The organism is Acidovorax facilis (assembly GCF_050626955.1).
In the GTDB taxonomy this organism is placed as follows: Bacteria; Pseudomonadota; Gammaproteobacteria; order Burkholderiales; family Burkholderiaceae_C; genus Acidovorax; species Acidovorax facilis.
The window spans coordinates 2,627,949-2,646,970 of sequence record NZ_CP192460.1 but is presented as its reverse complement, the minus strand read 5'-3'; the positions used below and the strand labels follow the sequence as shown (position 1 = coordinate 2,646,970).

21 protein-coding genes are annotated in these 19,022 nt (G+C 64.2%); 17 read left to right on the top strand and 4 right to left on the bottom strand.

The window, feature by feature from the left end; genetic code table 11:
* Positions 1 to 10 precede the first annotated feature (10 nt).
* A complete protein-coding gene (locus ACQ4MJ_RS12000) occupies positions 11 to 769 on the top strand; it encodes a hypothetical protein (RefSeq protein ID WP_431152538.1) in 759 nt (252 codons plus the stop codon).
* On the opposite strand, the gene ACQ4MJ_RS11995 is transcribed toward ACQ4MJ_RS12000, so the two are convergent.
* Complete coding sequence (locus ACQ4MJ_RS11995; RefSeq protein WP_218299375.1) at positions 770 to 952, bottom strand: hypothetical protein; 183 nt, start codon at positions 950 to 952, stop codon at positions 770 to 772.
* A gap of 13 nt (positions 953 to 965) precedes the next feature.
* Here ACQ4MJ_RS11995 and ACQ4MJ_RS11990 point away from each other — a divergent pair, with 13 nt between their 5' ends.
* The 13 genes from ACQ4MJ_RS11990 to ACQ4MJ_RS11930 all read left to right on the top strand — a co-directional run bounded on the left by ACQ4MJ_RS11990 (position 966) and on the right by ACQ4MJ_RS11930 (position 15,728).
* Complete coding sequence (locus ACQ4MJ_RS11990) at positions 966 to 4,967, top strand: tape measure protein (RefSeq protein WP_431152539.1); 4,002 nt, start codon at positions 966 to 968, stop codon at positions 4,965 to 4,967.
* A gap of 3 nt (positions 4,968 to 4,970) precedes the next feature.
* A complete protein-coding gene (locus tag ACQ4MJ_RS11985) occupies positions 4,971 to 5,381 on the top strand; it encodes a hypothetical protein (protein ID WP_431152540.1) in 411 nt (136 codons plus the stop codon).
* Positions 5,382 to 5,383: 2 nt separating this feature from the next.
* Entirely contained in the window at positions 5,384 to 9,070 is a 3,687-nt protein-coding gene (locus ACQ4MJ_RS11980) for a hypothetical protein (protein WP_431152541.1), read from the top strand.
* A gap of 15 nt (positions 9,071 to 9,085) precedes the next feature.
* Positions 9,086 to 10,246: a hypothetical protein gene (locus tag ACQ4MJ_RS11975; protein WP_431152542.1), complete on the top strand. Its 1,161-nt coding sequence runs from the start codon at positions 9,086 to 9,088 to the stop codon at positions 10,244 to 10,246.
* Between the two features lie 3 nt (positions 10,247 to 10,249).
* Complete coding sequence (locus ACQ4MJ_RS11970) at positions 10,250 to 10,993, top strand: hypothetical protein (RefSeq protein WP_431152543.1); 744 nt, start codon at positions 10,250 to 10,252, stop codon at positions 10,991 to 10,993.
* The gene (locus ACQ4MJ_RS11965) at positions 10,990 to 11,361 is read left to right on the top strand and encodes a hypothetical protein (protein WP_431152544.1); all 372 of its coding nucleotides are present in this window, start codon (positions 10,990 to 10,992) and stop codon (positions 11,359 to 11,361) included. Before ACQ4MJ_RS11970 ends, ACQ4MJ_RS11965 begins: the two co-directional genes overlap by 4 nt.
* Before the next feature lie 10 nt (positions 11,362 to 11,371).
* Positions 11,372 to 13,213, top strand: a complete 1,842-nt coding sequence (locus ACQ4MJ_RS11960; RefSeq protein ID WP_431152545.1) for a hypothetical protein — start codon at positions 11,372 to 11,374, stop codon at positions 13,211 to 13,213.
* Between the two features lie 8 nt (positions 13,214 to 13,221).
* Complete coding sequence (locus tag ACQ4MJ_RS11955; protein ID WP_431152546.1) at positions 13,222 to 13,443, top strand: hypothetical protein; 222 nt, start codon at positions 13,222 to 13,224, stop codon at positions 13,441 to 13,443.
* A gap of 81 nt (positions 13,444 to 13,524) precedes the next feature.
* A complete protein-coding gene (locus tag ACQ4MJ_RS11950; RefSeq protein WP_431152547.1) occupies positions 13,525 to 14,082 on the top strand; it encodes a glycoside hydrolase family 19 protein in 558 nt (185 codons plus the stop codon).
* Positions 14,079 to 14,489, top strand: a complete 411-nt coding sequence (locus tag ACQ4MJ_RS11945; protein WP_192429854.1) for a DUF1353 domain-containing protein — start codon at positions 14,079 to 14,081, stop codon at positions 14,487 to 14,489. Before ACQ4MJ_RS11950 ends, ACQ4MJ_RS11945 begins: the two co-directional genes overlap by 4 nt.
* Positions 14,486 to 14,632, top strand: a complete 147-nt coding sequence (locus ACQ4MJ_RS11940; protein WP_192429855.1) for a hypothetical protein — start codon at positions 14,486 to 14,488, stop codon at positions 14,630 to 14,632. Before ACQ4MJ_RS11945 ends, ACQ4MJ_RS11940 begins: the two co-directional genes overlap by 4 nt.
* Positions 14,629 to 14,793 (top strand): hypothetical protein, encoded by a 165-nt coding sequence (locus ACQ4MJ_RS11935; RefSeq protein ID WP_431152548.1) that lies wholly within the window; start codon positions 14,629 to 14,631, stop codon positions 14,791 to 14,793. The genes ACQ4MJ_RS11940 and ACQ4MJ_RS11935 overlap by 4 nt, the downstream gene beginning before the upstream one ends.
* A gap of 140 nt (positions 14,794 to 14,933) precedes the next feature.
* Positions 14,934 to 15,728 (top strand): DNA adenine methylase, encoded by a 795-nt coding sequence (locus ACQ4MJ_RS11930; protein ID WP_431152549.1) that lies wholly within the window; start codon positions 14,934 to 14,936, stop codon positions 15,726 to 15,728.
* Between the two features lie 520 nt (positions 15,729 to 16,248).
* Here the strand turns inward: ACQ4MJ_RS11930 and ACQ4MJ_RS11925 are convergent.
* The 3 genes from ACQ4MJ_RS11925 to ACQ4MJ_RS11915 are packed head-to-tail and all read right to left on the bottom strand — an operon-like array spanning position 16,249 to position 16,969.
* Positions 16,249 to 16,431 carry a hypothetical protein gene (locus ACQ4MJ_RS11925; protein ID WP_431152550.1) on the bottom strand — a complete coding sequence of 61 codons (183 nt, stop codon included), beginning with the start codon at positions 16,429 to 16,431 and terminating at the stop codon, positions 16,249 to 16,251.
* Positions 16,428 to 16,655 (bottom strand): hypothetical protein, encoded by a 228-nt coding sequence (locus tag ACQ4MJ_RS11920; protein WP_431152551.1) that lies wholly within the window; start codon positions 16,653 to 16,655, stop codon positions 16,428 to 16,430. The genes ACQ4MJ_RS11925 and ACQ4MJ_RS11920 overlap by 4 nt, the downstream gene beginning before the upstream one ends.
* A complete protein-coding gene (locus ACQ4MJ_RS11915; protein ID WP_431152552.1) occupies positions 16,628 to 16,969 on the bottom strand; it encodes a hypothetical protein in 342 nt (113 codons plus the stop codon). Before ACQ4MJ_RS11915 ends, ACQ4MJ_RS11920 begins: the two co-directional genes overlap by 28 nt.
* A gap of 141 nt (positions 16,970 to 17,110) precedes the next feature.
* Here ACQ4MJ_RS11915 and ACQ4MJ_RS11910 point away from each other — a divergent pair, with 141 nt between their 5' ends.
* From ACQ4MJ_RS11910 to ACQ4MJ_RS11900, 3 genes are all read left to right on the top strand, one after another.
* Positions 17,111 to 17,770 carry an SOS response-associated peptidase gene (locus ACQ4MJ_RS11910; RefSeq protein ID WP_431152553.1) on the top strand — a complete coding sequence of 220 codons (660 nt, stop codon included), beginning with the start codon at positions 17,111 to 17,113 and terminating at the stop codon, positions 17,768 to 17,770.
* On the top strand, positions 17,767 to 18,075 hold the full coding sequence (locus ACQ4MJ_RS11905) for a hypothetical protein (protein WP_431152554.1): 309 nt from the start codon (positions 17,767 to 17,769) through the stop codon (positions 18,073 to 18,075). Before ACQ4MJ_RS11910 ends, ACQ4MJ_RS11905 begins: the two co-directional genes overlap by 4 nt.
* Before the next feature lie 305 nt (positions 18,076 to 18,380).
* On the top strand, positions 18,381 to 19,019 hold the full coding sequence (locus ACQ4MJ_RS11900; protein ID WP_426307409.1) for a DUF6806 family protein: 639 nt from the start codon (positions 18,381 to 18,383) through the stop codon (positions 19,017 to 19,019).
* The last annotated feature ends 3 nt before the right edge of the window (positions 19,020 to 19,022 follow it).

Sequence of the window (19,022 nt, the reverse complement as noted above, 5' to 3'; positions counted from 1 at the left end):
GGAGGCGGTTATGACCGCACGTGCAGTTCTGGCTGGTGGCCTGGTGACCTTGTCCGTCTGGAATACGGTGACGCAGGCGTGGGGCCCTTGGGGCGATGCCCTGGATGCCGACAAGTTCGCCATCAAGCCCAACTCGGAGAAGAAGTCCAGCACCTCCAAGTCCCACAAGGATTACGGTCAGTCGCGAGCTTCTGTTGTCATTCCCAAGCCCACCGAGCTGTCCATCTCCATCTCGGCCGCCAGCGCGGCAACTTTGGCCATGCAGTTCCAAGGCATCGTTGAATCGGTGACGCAAGGCGCGGGGACGCTGGCTGCGGCCGAAGTCACGGTGACTGCGCTGGGCGATTGGCTGCCCATTGGCAAGCGCAACTTGGTGGAAGAAGGCTTCGAGGTATTCCAGGCAGATGGCAGCACTGAACTCGCTGCCGGGACCTATGAAGTTAACTGGTCGCGTGGCGAGATCCGCGTGAAAAGTGGCGTCACTGTGGGCAACAAAATCAAGATCTCTGGTGACTACAACGCCGTCGACGGGAAGAAGATCCTGGGCGGCCGGGTGCCTCAGATCCGGTGCCGGGCGCGCTTCGACGGTGCCAACCTCGTTGATGGCGCGCCGGTTGAAGCGGACGTGTTTGAGGCAGTGCTGGGCGCCGGAAACGAGTTCGACTTTCTGTCCGACAACTTCACCGCCACTGAGCTGTCGGGAGACATCGTGACACCTCCCGGTAAGGAGCAGGGCTACGAGGTCGTCTGGCCGACCCTCACTGCCTGATCAAGGCCGCCGTACAGACGTCTGTACGGCGCCCATCAGCACCAGCACGGGCCATCCCACTACCACGGTGGCGATGGCCCCGCCACCCAGCGCCATCAGGCGCTCCGAATCCACCAGCAGGCCCAACAGGGCCAGCGGAATGCCCGCGCCCGCCAGGGCAATGCACCACACCAAACCCTTCATCTGATCCTCCAACATGGCCGATCCCAAGATCAAATACGACATCGAAGCCGCCGTCAAGGGCGAAGCCGATGCCGATCAGCTCGCCAAGGCGCTGCGCGGGGTTGGAGACGTCTTGGAGGGCGACCTCCAAAAGGGTGCGCTGGATGCCGCACGCGCCCTGGAAATGCTCGGGACCAAGCAGCGAACTCTCGAAACCTTTCAACAGCTCAAGAATGAATCGGGAGCCCTGGCGATAGAGCTGGCCGAGGCGCAGGGCAAGCTGCAGCAGATGGACGCCCAGCTCGCACAGGTCAGCGCTACTACGCAGCGCTTTGTGCAAGCGGAGCTGGGGGCAAAGGCAGCTCTTGAATCCAAGCGTTCAGAGCTTGCTGCCGTGAAGAAGGGGTATGAAGACCTGCAATCCAGCACGCTCGGAGCGGCTCGCAAGACGGACGAGTACCGTACAGCGAGCACGACCGCAAAGGAGCGGGTCCAGCAGCTCTCAGTTGAAATCAGGCAGCAAGCGCGAAGCCTGAAGGATGCCGAGGCCAATACGCGCACCGCGCAGCAGGCCGAAAACCGGCTCTCTGCCCAGCACCAAGAATCTACTGCCGCGTTGCTCCAGGCGCGGTCTGCGCTGGATGCCAATAACGCTGCTCTTGGGCTTGGAAGAGAAAGCCTCCGGGCGATGGGCGTCGAAGCATCGAACCTAGCCCAGGCAGAGCGCAACTTGCAGGCCGCAGTTGCGCATGTGCGGCAAGAAGTAGCGGCCATGGCACCTGCATATCAGCAGGCCGCATCCGCCTCGACTCAGTCCACGCAGGTGCAGGCGCAAAACCAGCGCACCTTGCGTGAGGGCATGACCTCCATCAGCACCCAGCTCGCCCGCATCCAGCAGGTGGCCACGGTGGCACTGGGTGGTAGCTACGTGGGCGGCCTAGCTAAGTCGGTGGCAGACACCGCCGACGAGTTCCGCAACCTCGAAGCCCGCGTCAAGTTGGCGACGGGCGAAGGCCCGCTGTTTCAAGCCGCCTTTGATGGGGTAGCGCAAGTCGCTCTGCGCACGAACACCGCGCTCAATGAAACGGGCACGCTGTTCGCGCGCCTGGCGAAGGCAGGGACAGAGGCCGGCCAGTCTGCCCAACTCGCGCAAGACAACGCGCTGCGCCTCACTGAAACCATCAATCAAGCCATCCAGCTATCGGGTGGCTCTGCCGACTCGTCCAGGGCCGCGATCACGCAGCTCATCCAGGGCTTGCAGTCGGGTGTGCTGCGGGGTGAGGAGTTCAACTCCGTCATGGAACAGGCGCCGCGCCTTGCACAAGCCATGGCCAACGGCCTGGGTGTGACGACTGGCGAGCTGCGCAACTTGGCCGGGCAGGGCGCCCTCACTGCCGAAGTGGTGATGAAGGCTCTGCGCGGCCAGGCCGACGTGGTGGCAAACGAGTTCTCCAAGCTGCCGCCCACAGTGGGCCGTGCTCTGCAGAACCTCACCACGCAGTGGACGCTTTATGTCGGCCAGGCGGACAACGGCTTGGTGAGCAGCGCAAACGCTGCCAAGGTGATCAACGCGCTGGCAAGCAACCTTGACACCCTGGTGACCACGCTCACCGCTGCGGGCAAGCTGTGGGCGGCCATCAAGATTGCGGGCTTGGCGGCTGACTTTGGCGCCTGGGCGCTCAAGACCCTGTCGGCCACGGCTGCGGTCGAAAAGAACACCCTCGCGGTGGCGGCGAACACCTCGGCGCAGGTGGGCAATGCAGCTGCCCACGCTGCCAACACCGCCGCGCAAACCGCCAACATCGCCGCCACCACGGCGTCCACAGCCGCACGCACCGCCAATGCCGCGTCGTGGGCGTCGATTGCCACCTTCACGGGCCAGGCCACCAAGGCCACCACAGCGGCCACGGCGGCGGCTGTGGCGAACACGGCAGCAACGGGTGCCAAGACCGCAGCATTCGGCCTTCTGGGGGGCGCGGTGCGCGGGGTCACCGGCCTCCTGGGCGGCCCGCTGGGGTTGATCGCAACGGTGGTGCTGTTCAATGGGGAGATCAGGCGCGGTGCCACATCGGTCTTTGAGTGGGCGATGAGCTTCACCGAGGCCGGTAGAACCCTCAAGAACTACGAAGCTCAACAGCGCGCAGCCACCGAGGCCGTAGCTCGTGACACAGAGGCCCGCAAGGCACAGGCGGCGGCCTTGCAGCTGCAGAACGACAAGATGGTGGAGGCCCGCAACAGGGTATTCGACCTGACCAAGGAGAGCGTGGGCCTCATCGCAGAGTTCGACAAGCTGCGCACCTCGGGCGACTCTGTCGCTGATGCGGTCGGCAAGATCGGCAAGGATTTTGACCTGTCGAACTCCCCAGGCATCCGCACCGCCTCTGCCGTGCTCGACAAGCTGCTGGCAGACGGCAAGCTGACGGCCAGTGAGTTCCAGGCCGCCTGGGCAAAGGCGCTCGATGGGCAAGATCTTGCCAAGTTCGAAGTGCTCGCCCGCACCGCCTTTTCTGCTGCTGCGCAAGACGCGAAGAAGCTGCAGGACCAGCTGCAGCAGGCCATCACCAACGGCGCATCCGAGACGGTGCTCAACGACCTGCGTGATCGCATCAAGTCAACCCTTGAGGCAGCGGGCCGCGAGTCTGAGCGCGTGTCCCAGATGATGGACAACGTACTGCGCGAAGCCGTCAAGCGCACAGGGCTGGAGTTCGAGCAGCTGCAGGGCAAGATCGGCGCTGCATCGCGCAGCGCGTTGAACGACCTCGATGTCGTCATCGGTGGCCTTGACCGTTTGAAGGCGCAAGGTGTGGATGCCGGGCGCGTGCTGGCCGCCAGCTTCACCCAGGCCATCAACACGGCAGACAGCCAGAAGGCTCTGGACGAAGTCCGCGCCCGTGTCGAACAGGTACGCAGGGCGCTGGGTGACAAGGTGGCCGATGGCCTGCTTGATCAAGCCAAGCAGAAGGCCGAGGAGTTGAAAGCCGCACTTGATCAGGCCACGCCTGGCATCAACAGCGTTGCTGAGGCCATGAAGCGGCTGGGCCTGGAGTCTTCGGCCAGCCTGCAGCGCACCGCAAGCGAGGCCCAACAGGCGTACGCGGTGATCGCCCAGGCAGGTGCCCAAGAGGGCGAGTCCTACCTGGCATGGCAGCGCCGAAAAGAGCAGGCGGCCCTGGTCATGATTCAGCGCATGGTGGAGGCCAATCGCGGCATCGTAGACGCGAACATTGCTGCGCAGGCCTCGGCGGCGGGTCTCAAAGTCGAAGTAGATGAGAGCGGCCGCACCATCGTGCGCTCCATGCGCGATGCCGAGGAAGCCACACACCGCGTGGGCCGTGCAGCCGGTGGCGCTGCAGGCGGCTATCGGGATATGGCCGCTGCGGCGGCGCAAGCAGCTGCGAACGCCAAAGCCGTCGAAAAAATCTACGACAAACACCGCCTCACACCCGGTGGCGACAAGGACAAAAACACCGTGGGCGACGGCTCCGACCTGATCGGCAAGTCCCGCGACATCCGCTATGCAGGAGTGAACGACACCGATATCAACCAGCAGATCGCCGCCCGCTATGGCGAGGAGGCTGTGGGCAATGAACTTGCCATGAAGGCCTGGCAATTGCGCCTGCAGCTCCAGGCCTACCAAAAGAACTACGGGAACATGCGCAGCAAGCAGAGCCTGCTGGAGCAACGGAACATTGCTGCGGAGCTTGAACGCATCGAACGCGAGCTGGCCAAGTCGCTCGGGAAGGATGGATCGACCTCCTCCCGCCCTGGTGGCGCTGGTGGCAGTGCCGGTGGCGGCGGTAGCTCCAGTGGTGGCGGTGGCAACGGTGCAGGCGGCAGAGGCGGCGGCGTTTCATCCGGTAGCGGTGGGCTTGACTCCGGCAGTCAAGGCGGCGTATCGCGGCAACCCCCTGGCGTCCCAGTCCATCTTCACTACGGCAATCGGAACCTGGGTGCGGTGAACACCGACGCTGCCGGGCGCGAGGTGCTGGAGAACTTTCTCACCGCGCTGGCCGACAGCAAGCGTGTCTCAAGGTAGCCCATGGCCATCACTCTCACATACGGCTCCACCACCCTGGAACTGCCTGAAGACCTCCTGTGGGTCAATGAATTTCGCTGGTCTCCGGTGGCCCAGGCCACAGAGCGCAGCCTCACCGGCGCGCTGCTGGTAGACGCTGCCCCCCGGGTAGGCGGCAGGCTGATCACGCTGGCAGGCAGCGAAGACAGCGCCTGGATTCTCCGTTCCGGCATGGAAACCCTACTTGCCTGGGCCGCACTGCCCGAGCAGCAATTCACGCTCACGCACAACGGCGTGGCGCGCACGGTCATTTTTGACCACGGCACCGCAGAAGAAAGCGGCGCCATCAAGCAAGTGGAGCCCGTGGTCCCTTACAGCGACCCCGAGCCCTCCGACTACTACTGCAGCCTCGAACTCAACTTTTTGGAAGTCTGACCATGTCCATCGCATCCGGCGACATCAAATTCTTTGCCTCCAAGAACATGACCGATACCCCGGACGGCGGGGGCGGCCCGACCGGCGTTGTCATCCCCGATGGCGCCAGCAACGCCATCTTCCCGGACATCAGCGAACTGGACCGGGCTATAGGCCGCGTGAACATCCGCCAGGTCGTGCTGGGTGTGACCACGCCGGACACGGACACCTACCTGGGCGCGCACGTCATCATTGCCGCGCCGCCCAACGACCCGCGCGTGTCGGTTGTCATGGTCAAGGTCGATAACCTGTTTGCCAACCGCGACGAGATGAAGCGCCGCATCGAGAGCTACCTGGCGGGCGGCTCCTCTTACCCCGGTTACCTGTTCGGCGACATGCTGCAGGGCCAAAGCTCCATCGCAATTGCGCAGCGCGAGGGCGTACCCTTGCCCAACATCGGTGATCGCCTGGTGCTGCGCAAGAACTTCGGCCTGCCAGGCCAGGTCGAGCAGTTCGTGGCCGTCACATCGGTCAGCAACCTGCTGCGCATCTTCTCGGACAGCGCCGGTGACTTCCTGCGCAACATCGTCTCGCTGGGCCTCAGTGATCCGCTGGAAGCCGACTTCGACGGCTTCGACGCCATGCGTATCGACCCCAGCGCCGAAGAGATCAAGGCCCGCACCAGCATCAACGAAGCCGTGGTGGCCAATGCCGCCAGCTTCTACGGCGCCGTGCCGCTGGCCGAGCCCGCCAGCATTGGCGACTTCACGGTGCGCGCCAGCACCATCCGCGTGCCCATCGTCCCCAGCGCACAGGCCGAGACGCCCATTGCCGACGCGAGCACCAATGGCATGGCATACGCCCTGGTGGCGGCTGGCGGGCCGGTGGTGCAGGCGGTGTTTGCAAACTGGTCTCCCAGCCAGTCCTTGTTCGTGGGCGGTAGCCTGCTGCCTGGCAGCGTGTCTGTCGAGCGCGATGGCATCACCATCATCGACAAGGGCGGGCGGCTGCTGCAGGCCGGTGCCGAGGTGGGCAGCATCGACTACGACAACGGTGTGGCATCGCTGTCTGTGGATGTGTTTGGCACGGGCGCAGGATCGCACACGATCACCGCCACCCCCGCCGCCACACCGCAGGCCGCGCAGCGCTCCTTGGGCATTGCCATCACGCTGCAAAACCGTGCCCTGAACTATGTGGTCACCATCGTTCCCCCCGCGCGGCGCAGCCTGGTCGCGCACTACCTGGTGGCGGGCCGGTGGTACACCCTGCGCGAAGACGGCTCGGGTGCCTTGCGCGGCCTGGACGCATCCTATGGGGTGGGCAACCTCAACCGCACCACGGGCACCCTGCAGATCACGCTGGGGGCCTTGCCCGACGTCGGCAGCGCGCTGATCCTGCAGTGGGTTGACGAAGTGACCAGCCAGGCGCTGAGCAACACCACCTTGCGCATGAGCACGCGGCTCTACACGCCCCTCAATACCTCCGGGGCGGCCTCCGACGCACCTGGCGCACGCCCCATCCAGCCGAACAAACTGAAGATCACCTGGAACGACGGTGCCGCCAAATCTGCATCGGATGACGGCAATGGCGTCATCACCGGCGATGCCACGGGCGTCGTGGATTACCAGCGCGGCGTGGCGCTGCTGGCGCCCACCGCGCTGCCCGCACCCGGCACGGTCTTTACCCTGAAGCAAGAGAACGCGCCGGGCGTGCCCGCCAGCGGTGCCATCGCGGTGACCAAGACCGACATGGTGTGGACCACTGGCGCCCCCGTGCGGACCTCGACGGTGGGCGCGACCATTGCGGCGGGCACGGTGGCGTTCGACCTGCAGATCGTGGCAAACGGCACGGCCACGGGCCTGCCTGCGGGCGCGCAGCTCTACCAGTCCCGCGCGCATGGAGACAACGGCCTGCGTACGTCTGTGAGCATGAAGGTCAATGTCACGGACGACGGCACCGGCAACCTCAAAGCCCTGGGCCAGACCATCGGCTCGGTTAACTACGGCTCGGGGGTGCTCAGCATCAACCCCGCGCTGTTCAGTACGGCTGCGATGACAGGGTGGCAGGCCCTGCTGGTTGCCACTGTCGATGGCACCGGACAGAACTGGCTGCTGATGGGTGGCCGCCTGGGCGACTACGCAGGGGCAGGCTTCACGTTTGATGCTGACTGCACCTTCAACCCGTTCAACACCCTGGTTTACATCCCGGGCACAGCCTCCACCGACCCTATCGACCCCGTGTCCGTCACGGTGGACTCCTATATCAACCGCGTGCTGACCCTGGCGGACGGCTACACGCTGCAAGGTGTGTCTTTCGAGCTGGCGGGCGGGCGCCTGCTGGCGGCCAATACCGGCGTGCTGCTGGGCAGCATCAACCCCGCGACCGGCGCAGGGGTGCCGGTGGGCACGGTGAGCGCAGCCCTGGGCATGCTCGAACTCACCACCTGGACCCCGGGCACAGCCAATGCGCTCACCGAATGGCGCGCGGTGCAAGCGCCCCCAGTCTCTGGCTCGGGGGACATCTCCGGTAACACGAAGGTGATGTTCCGCACCGCCACGGCGCCGCTGCGCCCGGGCAGCTTCTCGCTGGTGGGCGAGATGGAGGATGGCACGCCCATCAACGTGACGGCGGGCACCAACGGCAAGATCGACGGCGCCCGAGTCAAGGGCACCATCAACTACGACAACGGGGTCGCGGAGCTGGTGTTCTGCAGCCCGGTGCCCACCAGCCTGGGCACTGCAGACCTGTCGTACATGGGGATTGCCGGGGTGGGCGTGGTTGATCTGGACACAGCCCGCGCCAGCACGCTGCGCTACAACGCGGTGGCCTACACCTACATCCCGCTGGATGCCTCCATCGTGGGCATCAACTCGGTGCGCCTGCCCACCGATGGTCTGGTGCCCGTCCATGCGGCGGGCCGGGTTGCTGTGGTGGGCAACGTGCAAAAGCTGGCGCCCGCCACCGTAGCCAACGGCGACACCTTCGACTGCGGCCGAACCCGCCTCTCGCGCGTGCGCCTGCTGGGCCATGACGGTCTCACGATCAACACCGGTTACACGGTGGATCTCGAAACCGGCCTGGGCTCCTATACGAATGTCACTGGCTACAGCCAGCCGGTAACCGTGGAGCACCGCATCGAAGACACGGCACTGGTGGGGGACGCGCAGCTCAGCGGCCATATCCGCTTCACACGCCCCCTCACCCACAACTACCCGGTGGAGGGCACCTACGTCAGCAGCGCGCTGCTGCTGGGCGACATGCGTGCCAGGGTGTCGCTGAAGTTCGACCAGATGAGCTGGAACGGCATCACCTGGCTGGACGCCCTGGACGGTGACCAGGCCCTGGCCTCCTACAACGACACATTGGCCCCCATCGAGGTGACCAACGAAGGCGCCCTGACAGAACGCTGGGCGATGCACTTCGAGGTCAGCGGCACTTCGTTTCGGATCGTCGGCGAGAACGTCGGTGTCATTGGCACGGGCTCCACAGGCGCCGACTGCGCACCCATCAATCCCAACACCGGCGAGCCGTATTTCACGGTCCGTGAATCAGGCTGGGGCGCGGGCTGGGTGGCGGGCAATGTCCTGCGCTTTAACACCGTGGGCGCCATGGCATCCGTGCCCCTTGTGCGCGTGGTCCAGCAAGGCCCCGAATCAGGCACTAACTATTCCTTCTCGGTTCTCGCACGCGGCGACGTGGACCGTCCCTAAAAGAGGCACAACCACATGACTTCTCCTGTCGATACCTCCGTCAAATGGGCGCGCAGCAGCATGCCGGGCGCGCCCACGCTCACCCGCGCCGCTGGCAGCCTGATCGCGCTGCTGGACGCCTTGCTGGTCAATGGCTGGGGCCAGCAAACCGCGTCCAGCGTGGTCGTTGCGGGCGGTGTGGCCACGGCGACGTTTCCGACCGACCACGCAGCAGCAAAACATGCTGTAGTGCTGGTGGACGGCGTGACGGGCACGCTCACGGCTTTAAACGGCGAGCAGAAGGTGACAGCCGTGGCGCCCAACGTCATCAAGTGGGCCACGGCGGCTGCGGATGGCGCGGCCACGGGAACCATCACCGTGAAGATGGCACCGGCTGGGTTTGCGAAGCCTTTTACTGGCACGAACCTCGCGGCCTACAAGTCGGCCCACCCAGCCGCGCATGGCCAATACCTGCGCGTGGCCGATACCACCGTCGAGTCGGCCCGAGCTGTGGGCTACGAGACCATGACAGCCATCTCCACTGGTACGGGTCTGTTTCCCTCTGCTGCGCAAGTGAGCGGCGGCGCCTATTGGGGCAAGTCGGACGCGACCAGCGGCACAACACCATCGCCCTGGTTGTTTGCCTCGGATGGCCGGATTTTCTACTTGATGGTGCAAGGCTGCTTTGAATCCAATGCTGGGTTGGGTCATGCCGTTTTGGCCTTCGGGGACCTCGTCCCAGAGTCGCCCGCTGGAGACCCCTTTGCCACGGTATTGGCAGGTTCCCCTGACTCGGGTTGGAACGCGGTGGGGGGGAACTATGTCATCGACTACGGCGCAGTGAATTACGCCGTGGCCACACCAAGGGTCTTCCTCGGAACGGGCACAAGTTCTCGCGGATGTGCCTCGACAGAGTCTCGGTTTGGCGCCTCTTCAGATCCCCTTCCAAACCCCATCACGGGCGCGATTCCCCTGAGCCGTATCGGCTACAAGGACACGGTGGCTGGGTTTCAAAGGGCCACCTTTCCTGGGCTGCTGTATTGCATCAACCCGAAGGCGGAGGCACTTATCGCCAATCACCAGGTTGTGGAATTGCCAGGTGGCAAGGCCTACGCGGCTTCCTTCCATGGCAATCAGGTGTACGTCAGCTCCATGCTGAACGTAGCCATGCTGGACATCATTGGTCCTTGGAGGTGAGTCATGGCAGCCCATAAGTATTGGCAGGCCCTGGCAATGGTGTCGCCGACCCCCGCGACCTTGGAGCTGTCGGAGTTTCACCTCTACGATGGGGTGACCCGCGTGGACGCGGCAGCGACCCTCACGGCCAGCGCCGCACCCTCTGGCGCGCTGGCGAACCTCAAGGACGACAGCACCGCGACCGGCTGCTACTGGGCGGCGGGGGGCGATGCCGTGGTGCTCACCTGGACGTTCCCCACGGCGCAAAACGTGGACGGCATCGTGATTGGCGCCCGCACCACCTCGTCGCGCTACCCTTCGGCGTTGGTGCTGCGCGGCGGGGATACCACCACGGGCACAGGCCCGAGCCCGGAATACTCGCAGATCCAGTTCTATGGCCTGGGGCGGTTCGTGTCTGCCACTAAGACAGCCGTCCTCAAGCCCCTGGGCAATGCTTCGGCCGTGGTTGCAAAGACCCGGGATCTCTACCTATGTTCAGGGATCGGCCGCATCCCCTTTGAAGTGGTCAAGGAAGTGCTGCCTGCGACCACCCCCAAGACCTACACGCCCCAATGGGCCAAGGTGCGCCTGGAGCGTGACATTGACGGCAAGGTGATGCGCGAGCAGTGGAGCGATCCGGTCACCGGGCTGGGTGTCTTCGAGGACGTGGATGAAAACTTCACATACACCCTCACCGCGATCTATCCCGACAGTGGCATGCGCGCCGTGATTGCGGACCGCATCAAGCCCGAGGGCTACCCAGAATGAGCGACCTGGTGCTCACCGACGCGGGCGCTGTGGCCATGCTGGAAGGCTTGCTGGCGCGCGGCGCTGCATCGCGGCTGCATTTCCTGAGCGCCACGTCGGTCACGTTGGCCGTCATGGTGCTCGCGTCCCCCTGCGGCGAGATCGTGGACAACAAGCTGGTGCTTGCGCAGGCCGACCCGGACGGTGACCTGATCGCTGCCAACGGGCTTGCCGCTTTGGCCCTCTGGTACAGCTACGACAACGAACTGCTGGCCTCGGGCGCGGTGACCGATGAGGAGGGCGAGGGGCCGTTCAAATTGTCGGGCAGCGCGGGCACCCTGCTGCTCGCGGGCGGTCGCGCGATCCTTGGCCTGACCGAGCTGACCTGAGCACCGCACCATGACAGTCAATCGCCTCGTCTTTACCCAGGCACCGCTGCCCGATGAGCTGCCGGTGCGCGTTGTGTTTGGCGAGACCGAAGGAACGCCCGAGCCACCAGTTAACAGCACCGTCTCGCTCGTGGCCCGGGTCACCCGCCTGCGTGGCGCGGTCAATGTGCAGTACGACAGCAACACGCCCCGCCTGGTCGAGGGGATTGTGGGCAGCTCGTGGCAGGACGCCAAGCCGCTGCAGCGGGACTTTATGTCTACCTGGCAGAGTGCCGCGCCCCTGCGCGTACAGCGGCATTCGCACTGGCAGGACGGGCAGCGCCTGCAGCGCGGGCTCTCAGGCGCCTGGATCGATGCTGATCGCACCGTGCGGCCGGGGGCCGTGGTGGTGTTCCAGCAGGCTGTTGCCGTGGGTGCCTGGCCGCTGCTGGCCGCTTGGCAAGAGGCGGCCCGCCTGCGCAGGGCCGTGGCATCCCGGTATCAGGACGCGCAGCGCGTGGGCAACTGGCCGGTGGCTGCAGCGTTTGAGCAGGCGCTGCGCGACCGGCGCGCCTGGGTGACATCGGCGTATCAAGAGGCCATCGGCCTGTCGGCTGGGTTTGCCGAGATGTCCACCGATGCGGCCCCCCTGCGCGCCGAGCTGCTGAGCCGCTATCAGGAGGCCCGGCGCGTCCCCGTTGGCCGCTGGGTGCGCCCGGTGGACCCGCCAGCGCCAGACCCTTGCTATGTGCCTGAACTGCCCGTGCGGCTTGTGTTCTCTGAGGTGGGCGGCGCGGGCATGCCCCTGGTTTTTGTTTGTGAACGGCACACATCGCCGCCTGATCCGGGCACGGTGGTCGTTCCAGTACGGAGGGTCTACATGACCATCAACAACATCACCCTCATGCGCGTTGAGGGCGCTGTGGATATTCCCGCCGACAGCTTCAGCATGAGCATCGATGTGGATTCGTGGACCTGGCAGTGGTCCGCATCCTTGCCGGGCCACGCGCTTGATCTTGTGATGCCCGATAGCAGCGGAGATCCGGTGGACGTGCTGGCTACCATCAACGGCGTGCCATACCGCCTTGCCGCAGAAAGCGTCACGCGTGAGCGCTCTTTTGGCCGGGCGCGCGTCAACGTCAAGGGGCGGGGCAGGGCGGCCATTCTTGATGCGCCCTACGCACCTGTGCGCAACCACGGTAACACTGCCAACCGCACCGCGCAGCAGCTCATGGCCGATGTGCTCACCGTCAATGGCGTCAGCATCGGGTGGGATGTGGAATGGGGCCTGACCGACTGGCTGGTGCCGGGCAATGTGTGGAGCCACCAGGGCAGCTATATCAGCGCGCTGCTCGACATTGCTGACGCGGCCGGGGCCTACCTGCAGCCGCACGACACAGCTCAAACCCTGCGCGTGCTCCCGCGATACCCCTCCGCGCCGTGGGACTGGGCAGGGCTAACGCCCAACTTCGAGCTGCCCAGCGATGCGGTCAGTGTCGAGGGCATCGAGTGGCGAAGGAAGGCCCCTTACAACCGTGTTTTTGTCAGTGGCACCAGCGCTGGTGTGCTGGGGCAAGTCACGCGTGCCGGCACATCCGGTGGGGTGGTTGCGCCGATGGTGACCCACCCGCTGATCACCCACGCAGATGCAGCCCGCCAGCGCGGCCGGGCCGTGCTGAGCGATGCGGGTAGCCAGGCGCAAATCAGTCTGCGGTTGCCTGTGCTGGCGAGCACTGGGGTCATCAAGCCAGGTGCCCTGGTGCGCTATGTGGACGGCAGCACCACGCACCTCGGCTACGTGCGATCCACCTCCCTGGAGTTTTCGCGGCCCACGCTGCGCCAGGTGCTCTCGGTTGAAACCCATCCTGCGTGAGGCAACCCATGACAAACCCGTACCGAGTTTTTAAAGAGATCTTCCCCGACGCGCCACTGCAGTGGGGCGAAGTGTTGGTTGTCACTGGGGGCACCGCAATTGTTGAGCTGCCGGGTGGCGGCAAGTTGACAGTGCGGGGCGAGGCCACCGTAGGCCAGAAGGTGTACGTGCGCGATGGGGTGATCGAGGCCGAAGCACCCAACCTGACGCTGGTGACCATCGAAGTCTAGTCAACACACATCCCTGCAACGCCCGCCGAGTGGCAACACCGGCGGGCGTTGCTGTTTCTGCAACCTTGAAAGGAGTTCCCCATGCACCTCATCACCGTCGAGGCGCTGCGCGCTATCGGCGCATCACCCGCCCGCGCGCAGCGATGGCTGGAGCCCTTGCGGGCCACGTGCCAGGCGTACGACATCAGCACACCCAAACGCATCTGCGCGTTCCTGGCACAGATCGGCCACGAGTCGGAGGGCCTGCTCTACACCACCGAGATCTGGGGACCAACGGACGCGCAGCGGCGGTACGAAGGCCGCGCCGACTTGGGCAACGTGAACCCTGGCGATGGCCTCCGGTACCGGGGGCATGGCCTGATTCAGATCACTGGCCGCAGCAACCATGCGCAGATGCGCGACCGCTTGCGCAAGCGGCTGGGTGCGCACGTGCCGGACTTCGAGGAATCCCCCGAGCTGCTCGCCCACGAGCCATGGGCAGCGCTGTGCGCGGGGGACTACTGGGATTCCCGCAGCATCAACCCGCTGGCCGATGCCGACGACTTCAAGGCCGTCACGCGCAAGGTCAATGGCGGCCTGAATGGGTACGAAGACCGCTTGCGGCGGTGGCGCGCTGTGCGTCGGGAGATGGGCCTGTGATTACCGTCACCTTCCTGATCGACCCCTTGCTCAAGCCCCTGGGCAACAGCAACGAATGGGAGCTGGTGGACAACTTCACGGTGCGCATCGAGGAAGACGGCAAGCCCGCCGAAATCGTCACGGTGCCCCGTGGGTTCACCACCGACCTGGCCAGCGTTCCCCGCTTGCCCGGCGCGTACCTGTTGTTCGCCAACCGTGCCCGGCGCAGCGCCATCTTGCACGACTACCTGTATTCACAGCACCGGCCGCGCAAGTGGGCCGATGCCGTGTTTAACGCCGCAATGAAAAACGAGGTGTCCTTTCTGCCGCGCTTCTTTATGTGGCTCGGCGTACGCATCGGCGGCGGTGCGTACTACGAAGACGTCACCTCGCAACCACCCCTCTACAACCAAGGAGAAGCACCATGAACCGCACCAAGATCGCCCTCATCCTCGCGCTTGCAGCCGTTGCCACGCTGTCTGGCTGTTCCAGTTTCAAGCTGGGCGCCTTTTGCTATGTGCCCGCCGCTGGGGGCCAGTGCGCAGCAGCGGCATCACCCGTGAGCGAATGAGCGCACCAGCCACCTCGGCCCCCCGGGGCCGAAAGGCCGGGCGCCGCAAGCAGCAGCGCCTGCAGCACGAGCTGCGCGAGCGGCAGCGTGAGATAGAGGAGCGCGCCTCCCGATCCGCAGCCCCCCGCGACGATGATGCGCCCCCGCCGCGCATCGACTGAACAAAAAAGAACGAGGCGACCGCCTGGGTGCTACGAACACCCGGACGGCCACCAAGACCACTGAACACGCCAGTGAGCCCAGCCAAGGCCCCGCCCACCTGTACAGGCCGGGGCAGTGTATCAATACCCTGGAGCCCATCATGGCAACACCCATCATCCCGTGGATCGGGGGCAAACGACGCCTGGCCGACATCATCATCCCGCGCTTCCCTGCGCACTCTTGCTACGTGGAGGTCTTTGCAGGCGGCGCCGCCCTGTACTTTTTGCGCCAGCCTGCCGAATGCGAGGTCATCAACGACGTCAATGGCGAGCTGGTCAACCTCTACCGCGTGGTGCAGCGGCACCTTGAGGAGTTCGTGCGCCAGTTCAAATGGGCGCTGAGCAGCCGCGAGGTGTTCAAGTGGCTGCAGATCACCCGCCCCGAGACCTTGACCGATATCGAGCGGGCGGCGCGGTTTTACTACCTGCAGCACCAGGCCTTTGGTGGCCGCGTGCAGGGCCAGACCTGGGGCACGGCCACTACCACCCCGGCGCCCACCGTCAACCTGCTGCGCCTGGAGGAAGACCTGAGCGCGGCCCATATGCGGCTGCACGGGGCCTACATCGAGCGGCTGGACTGGCAAGACTGCATCAAGCGCTACGACCGCGCACACACCCTGTTTTACATGGACCCGCCTTACTGGGAAACCGAGGGCTACGGCGTTCCGTTTGAGTGGAGCCAGTACGAAGACATGGCGCGCCTGATGCGCGAGATCAAGGGCAAGGCGGTGCTCAGCATCAACGACCACCCGGCCATCCGCGAGTGCTTCGCGGGCTTCCAGATGGACACGGTGCCCATCACCTACCAGGTGGCCGGTGGCGGCAAGGGTGCTGATCGCACCGAGCTGATCATCTACAGCTGGGACCGTGAGGCGGAGCCGGTTCAGCTGTTCTAACAAAAAAGCCGCCCCGAGGGGCGGCTTAGACGCTTTGATGCTCAGATCAGGTGGTCTTGACCTGGGAGTGCGCGACAGTGCTCGCATACGTGTTCGACCCGGCCAAGCCGAAAACGAACGTATGGATTCACGTGCACACTCTTGGGGTACATGCAGGTTGGCATGGTTAAGTCCCTAAAAATGTGTTTTTACATCTTGGGAATCTTGTCCTGTGCCTCCGCAGCCCGTAAACTGTCGGTGTCCGTCCAAAGACATGGCTAGGGGGATTCCCTCGAACCCGAATCAAGCCTCCAGCTCATAACTGGGGGTTTTTTTCGTTATGGGTGCCGCCATGGGCGCCTCCTTCCTTAATGAGCAGCCTGCGTTACGGCGTAAACTGCTAATGTGCGCACTATATATGGTGTGTTATATGCATTCAAGACACTACCGGTAGTGTACCGCCGGTATGAGTTCTCAATAGGTGCCCGGCAGTGGTGCGGCGCGTACCCGACTGCCTTGGAGGGCGCTTGCAGCAATGGTGTCATCCTTGAAACTGCGCGCTGATGAGGCTTCCCAGACGGTTTTGCTTGCGAAGAGCCGCCGACGTGGCTTTCGCGGTCTTGTGCAAACGCACAGGAAAAAAACGGTTGGTGTTTTTGATTCCGATGATGAAGTTCAGGTGCGCCTTCTTGATGGTGACGGATGGGATGCCTGTTTCACTCAAAAAGGCGCCGGTGACTCGATGACCTCCACCGGCCCAATCCCCCGGTACAGCACCTCGCCCGTGTGCTTGACGGTCACCGTCCATCGGTCGCCATCGATCTGGTCAACCCGGTAGGCCGTGGGCTCTAGCGGCAACACCATTTCATCGGGCATGCCGCCGTACCACGTCGGGTAACGCAGCAGCGTGGGGTACGGGATCAGGCTTTCACGTGGGTCTTGTGCCATTGCTCACTCACTGAGGGTTCGTTGCCCGTGCGTTCTTCCACCGGCAGTTTCTTCATCCATTTGCGTGCATCAAACCGAGGCAGGGCGGGTGCCTCGGGGCCACTCAGGGGCCGCACCAGCCACAGCTGCAGATGCTCGTACTGCCGCCCCTCCTGGGTGCTGATCACATAGCCGCGCAGCAGAAAGCCATCGCCCACCACATCCACAAACTCGGGGTCAAACAGCAGCATCGAGGTGATGGGGTGCGACACCCACTCCCCCATCAGCTCAGCCCTGCGCAGCGTGCGTCTGGCAGAGCAGTCGGCGTACGACATGTGGCACACCCGCAACAGCCCCCGCGCTGGCTCGGGCCATTCGTGGGGGCGCAGGCGTAGGCCAGCAGTTCGGAGGGTGATGACTTCGCAAAACACTGGGAAAGCATACAGTGTTTTTGAAAATCGGTGTACAGTGGTGCCATGTGCAACCGCTACACACCGCCAGCAATGGCTGAGATGGAACGCGAGTGGGCCATCGGCAGCCGCAACCCTGTTCGTTGGTGGGACGCTGAGCTGTTTCCACGCGGGCAAGGCCCCTTCATTCGTCGGGCTAAGGACGATGCTGGCTACAGCCGGGAGCTTGTGGTGGGGCAGTGGGGCCTGATCCCATGGTTTGCAAAGGAGCCCAAGCTCAAATACCCCACCAACAATGCGCGCTCCGAGGAGCTGGCGGACAAGGCCAGCTACAAGCACCCCTGGGCGCGTGGCCAGCGCTGCATCATCCCGGCCGCAGACTTCGATGAACCCAATTGGGAGAGTGGCAAAAACGTGTGGTGGCGCTTCCGCCGCGCTGATGCCCGCCCCTGGGGACTGGCGGGCTTGTGGAACACGTGGACGGACAAGGCCACGGGCGAGGTGCACGAGAGCTACACCATGCTGACCATCAACGCTGACGCGCATCCGCTCATGAACAGGATGCACAAGCCAGATCCAAAGCTGGCCGCTGACCAGCAGGACAAGCGCAGCGTCATCCCCATCGAGCCTGGGGACTATGACCAGTGGCTGGCTGGCAACCAAGCCGAGGCCCAGGCCCTGCTCAGGCTGGCGCCTGTCGAGTTGTTCAACGCGGGGCCAGCATGAAAGCGTCCGAGCTGCGCAGGGTGGCGAAGAAGGCTCGGGGCAATGCAACTTTTGAGCATGCGGCCGATGCGTTCGCGTTGCTGCGCGCGCTGGCGAGCATGTCGTTGCCCGCGTTCGCTTCTGACCTGGAGGCCATCTGGCAAATCCACGAGTTGCGGGAGCGCGGCCTTCTCACTGCTGATACCTATGTCTCAAGTGGCGAGGGAGAGGACTGGGGGCTCGTCATAGATCTGACCCCTGAGGGCCGGGAGGCAGCGGCGGATGAGCCAGCGTTGTGGAAATTGGCTGCGGACCGTGGGATTTAGGGTCCTGGCGATCTCAGGCGCTGCACTGCACAAGCCTGACTTAAGCGGGCGGCAGACCGGCACATTCGATCAGGCGGGCAGCCTGCTGAGCGTGACAGCAATGGACTTGTTTCATGGAGTGCCTGTCTAGTGGGCCTCTTCTCTCAGTATTGATCAGTTGGAGCCGTGAGAAAATGCGGGTATCGTGGCGCAGAGAGGTTGCGCACACAGAAAACGGTCCCCCCAATTTCCCCCCAATGTCGGCCCGCAAGTCAACAAACATGCGGCTTTCCGACCCCGGCTCGGGGCACCACTACGATTCAATCATGTCAAGTTACAACGCTCCCTTCGAAATCCACGTCCACGGACAAGTCCAGCTGCGCGCTGATGCGAGCTTTGACCAACTCCAGGAGGCGCTCAAACCCCTGTGGAAGTACGCCGGAGCCCGCTCGCTGGCTGATGGCGCAGCCAGCGCCTACGAAGAAGAGCCCGGCATCAAATACGACGCGCAGGAACACTTGCTGCAGATGTGCTGGACGGTGCGGGGGGATGAAGACTTTCGCCAAGTTCTGGACGAAATGTGCATGAGCCTCAATGAGCTTGCCGAGCAAGGTGCTGCCATCGAAGTCACGTTCTACGACGCAGATTTCGACGAAGACGAGGAAGAGCAGGGTGCGGAGTCGCGCGACGATTTCGTCATGCTGTTTGTCGGCCCCACGCCCGCCGCCATCATGCAGGTGCAGCGTGATTTGCTGGTGCAGGACGTTGTCAACATGATGGAGCGCCACTTTGATGGTGCCGAACTGGGCGGCGTGGTGGCCGAGATCGACAAGCTGTTCAGCCAGCGCTTTGATGCACTGGTGAACTCGCTGGAGATCGGAAAACCGCCGCGTGGCCCTGGTGGGGGCGGCTCCGGCAGTGGTCATGGTGGCGGTGGTGGTCGCCGTCCGCGCCACCTGCACTGATTC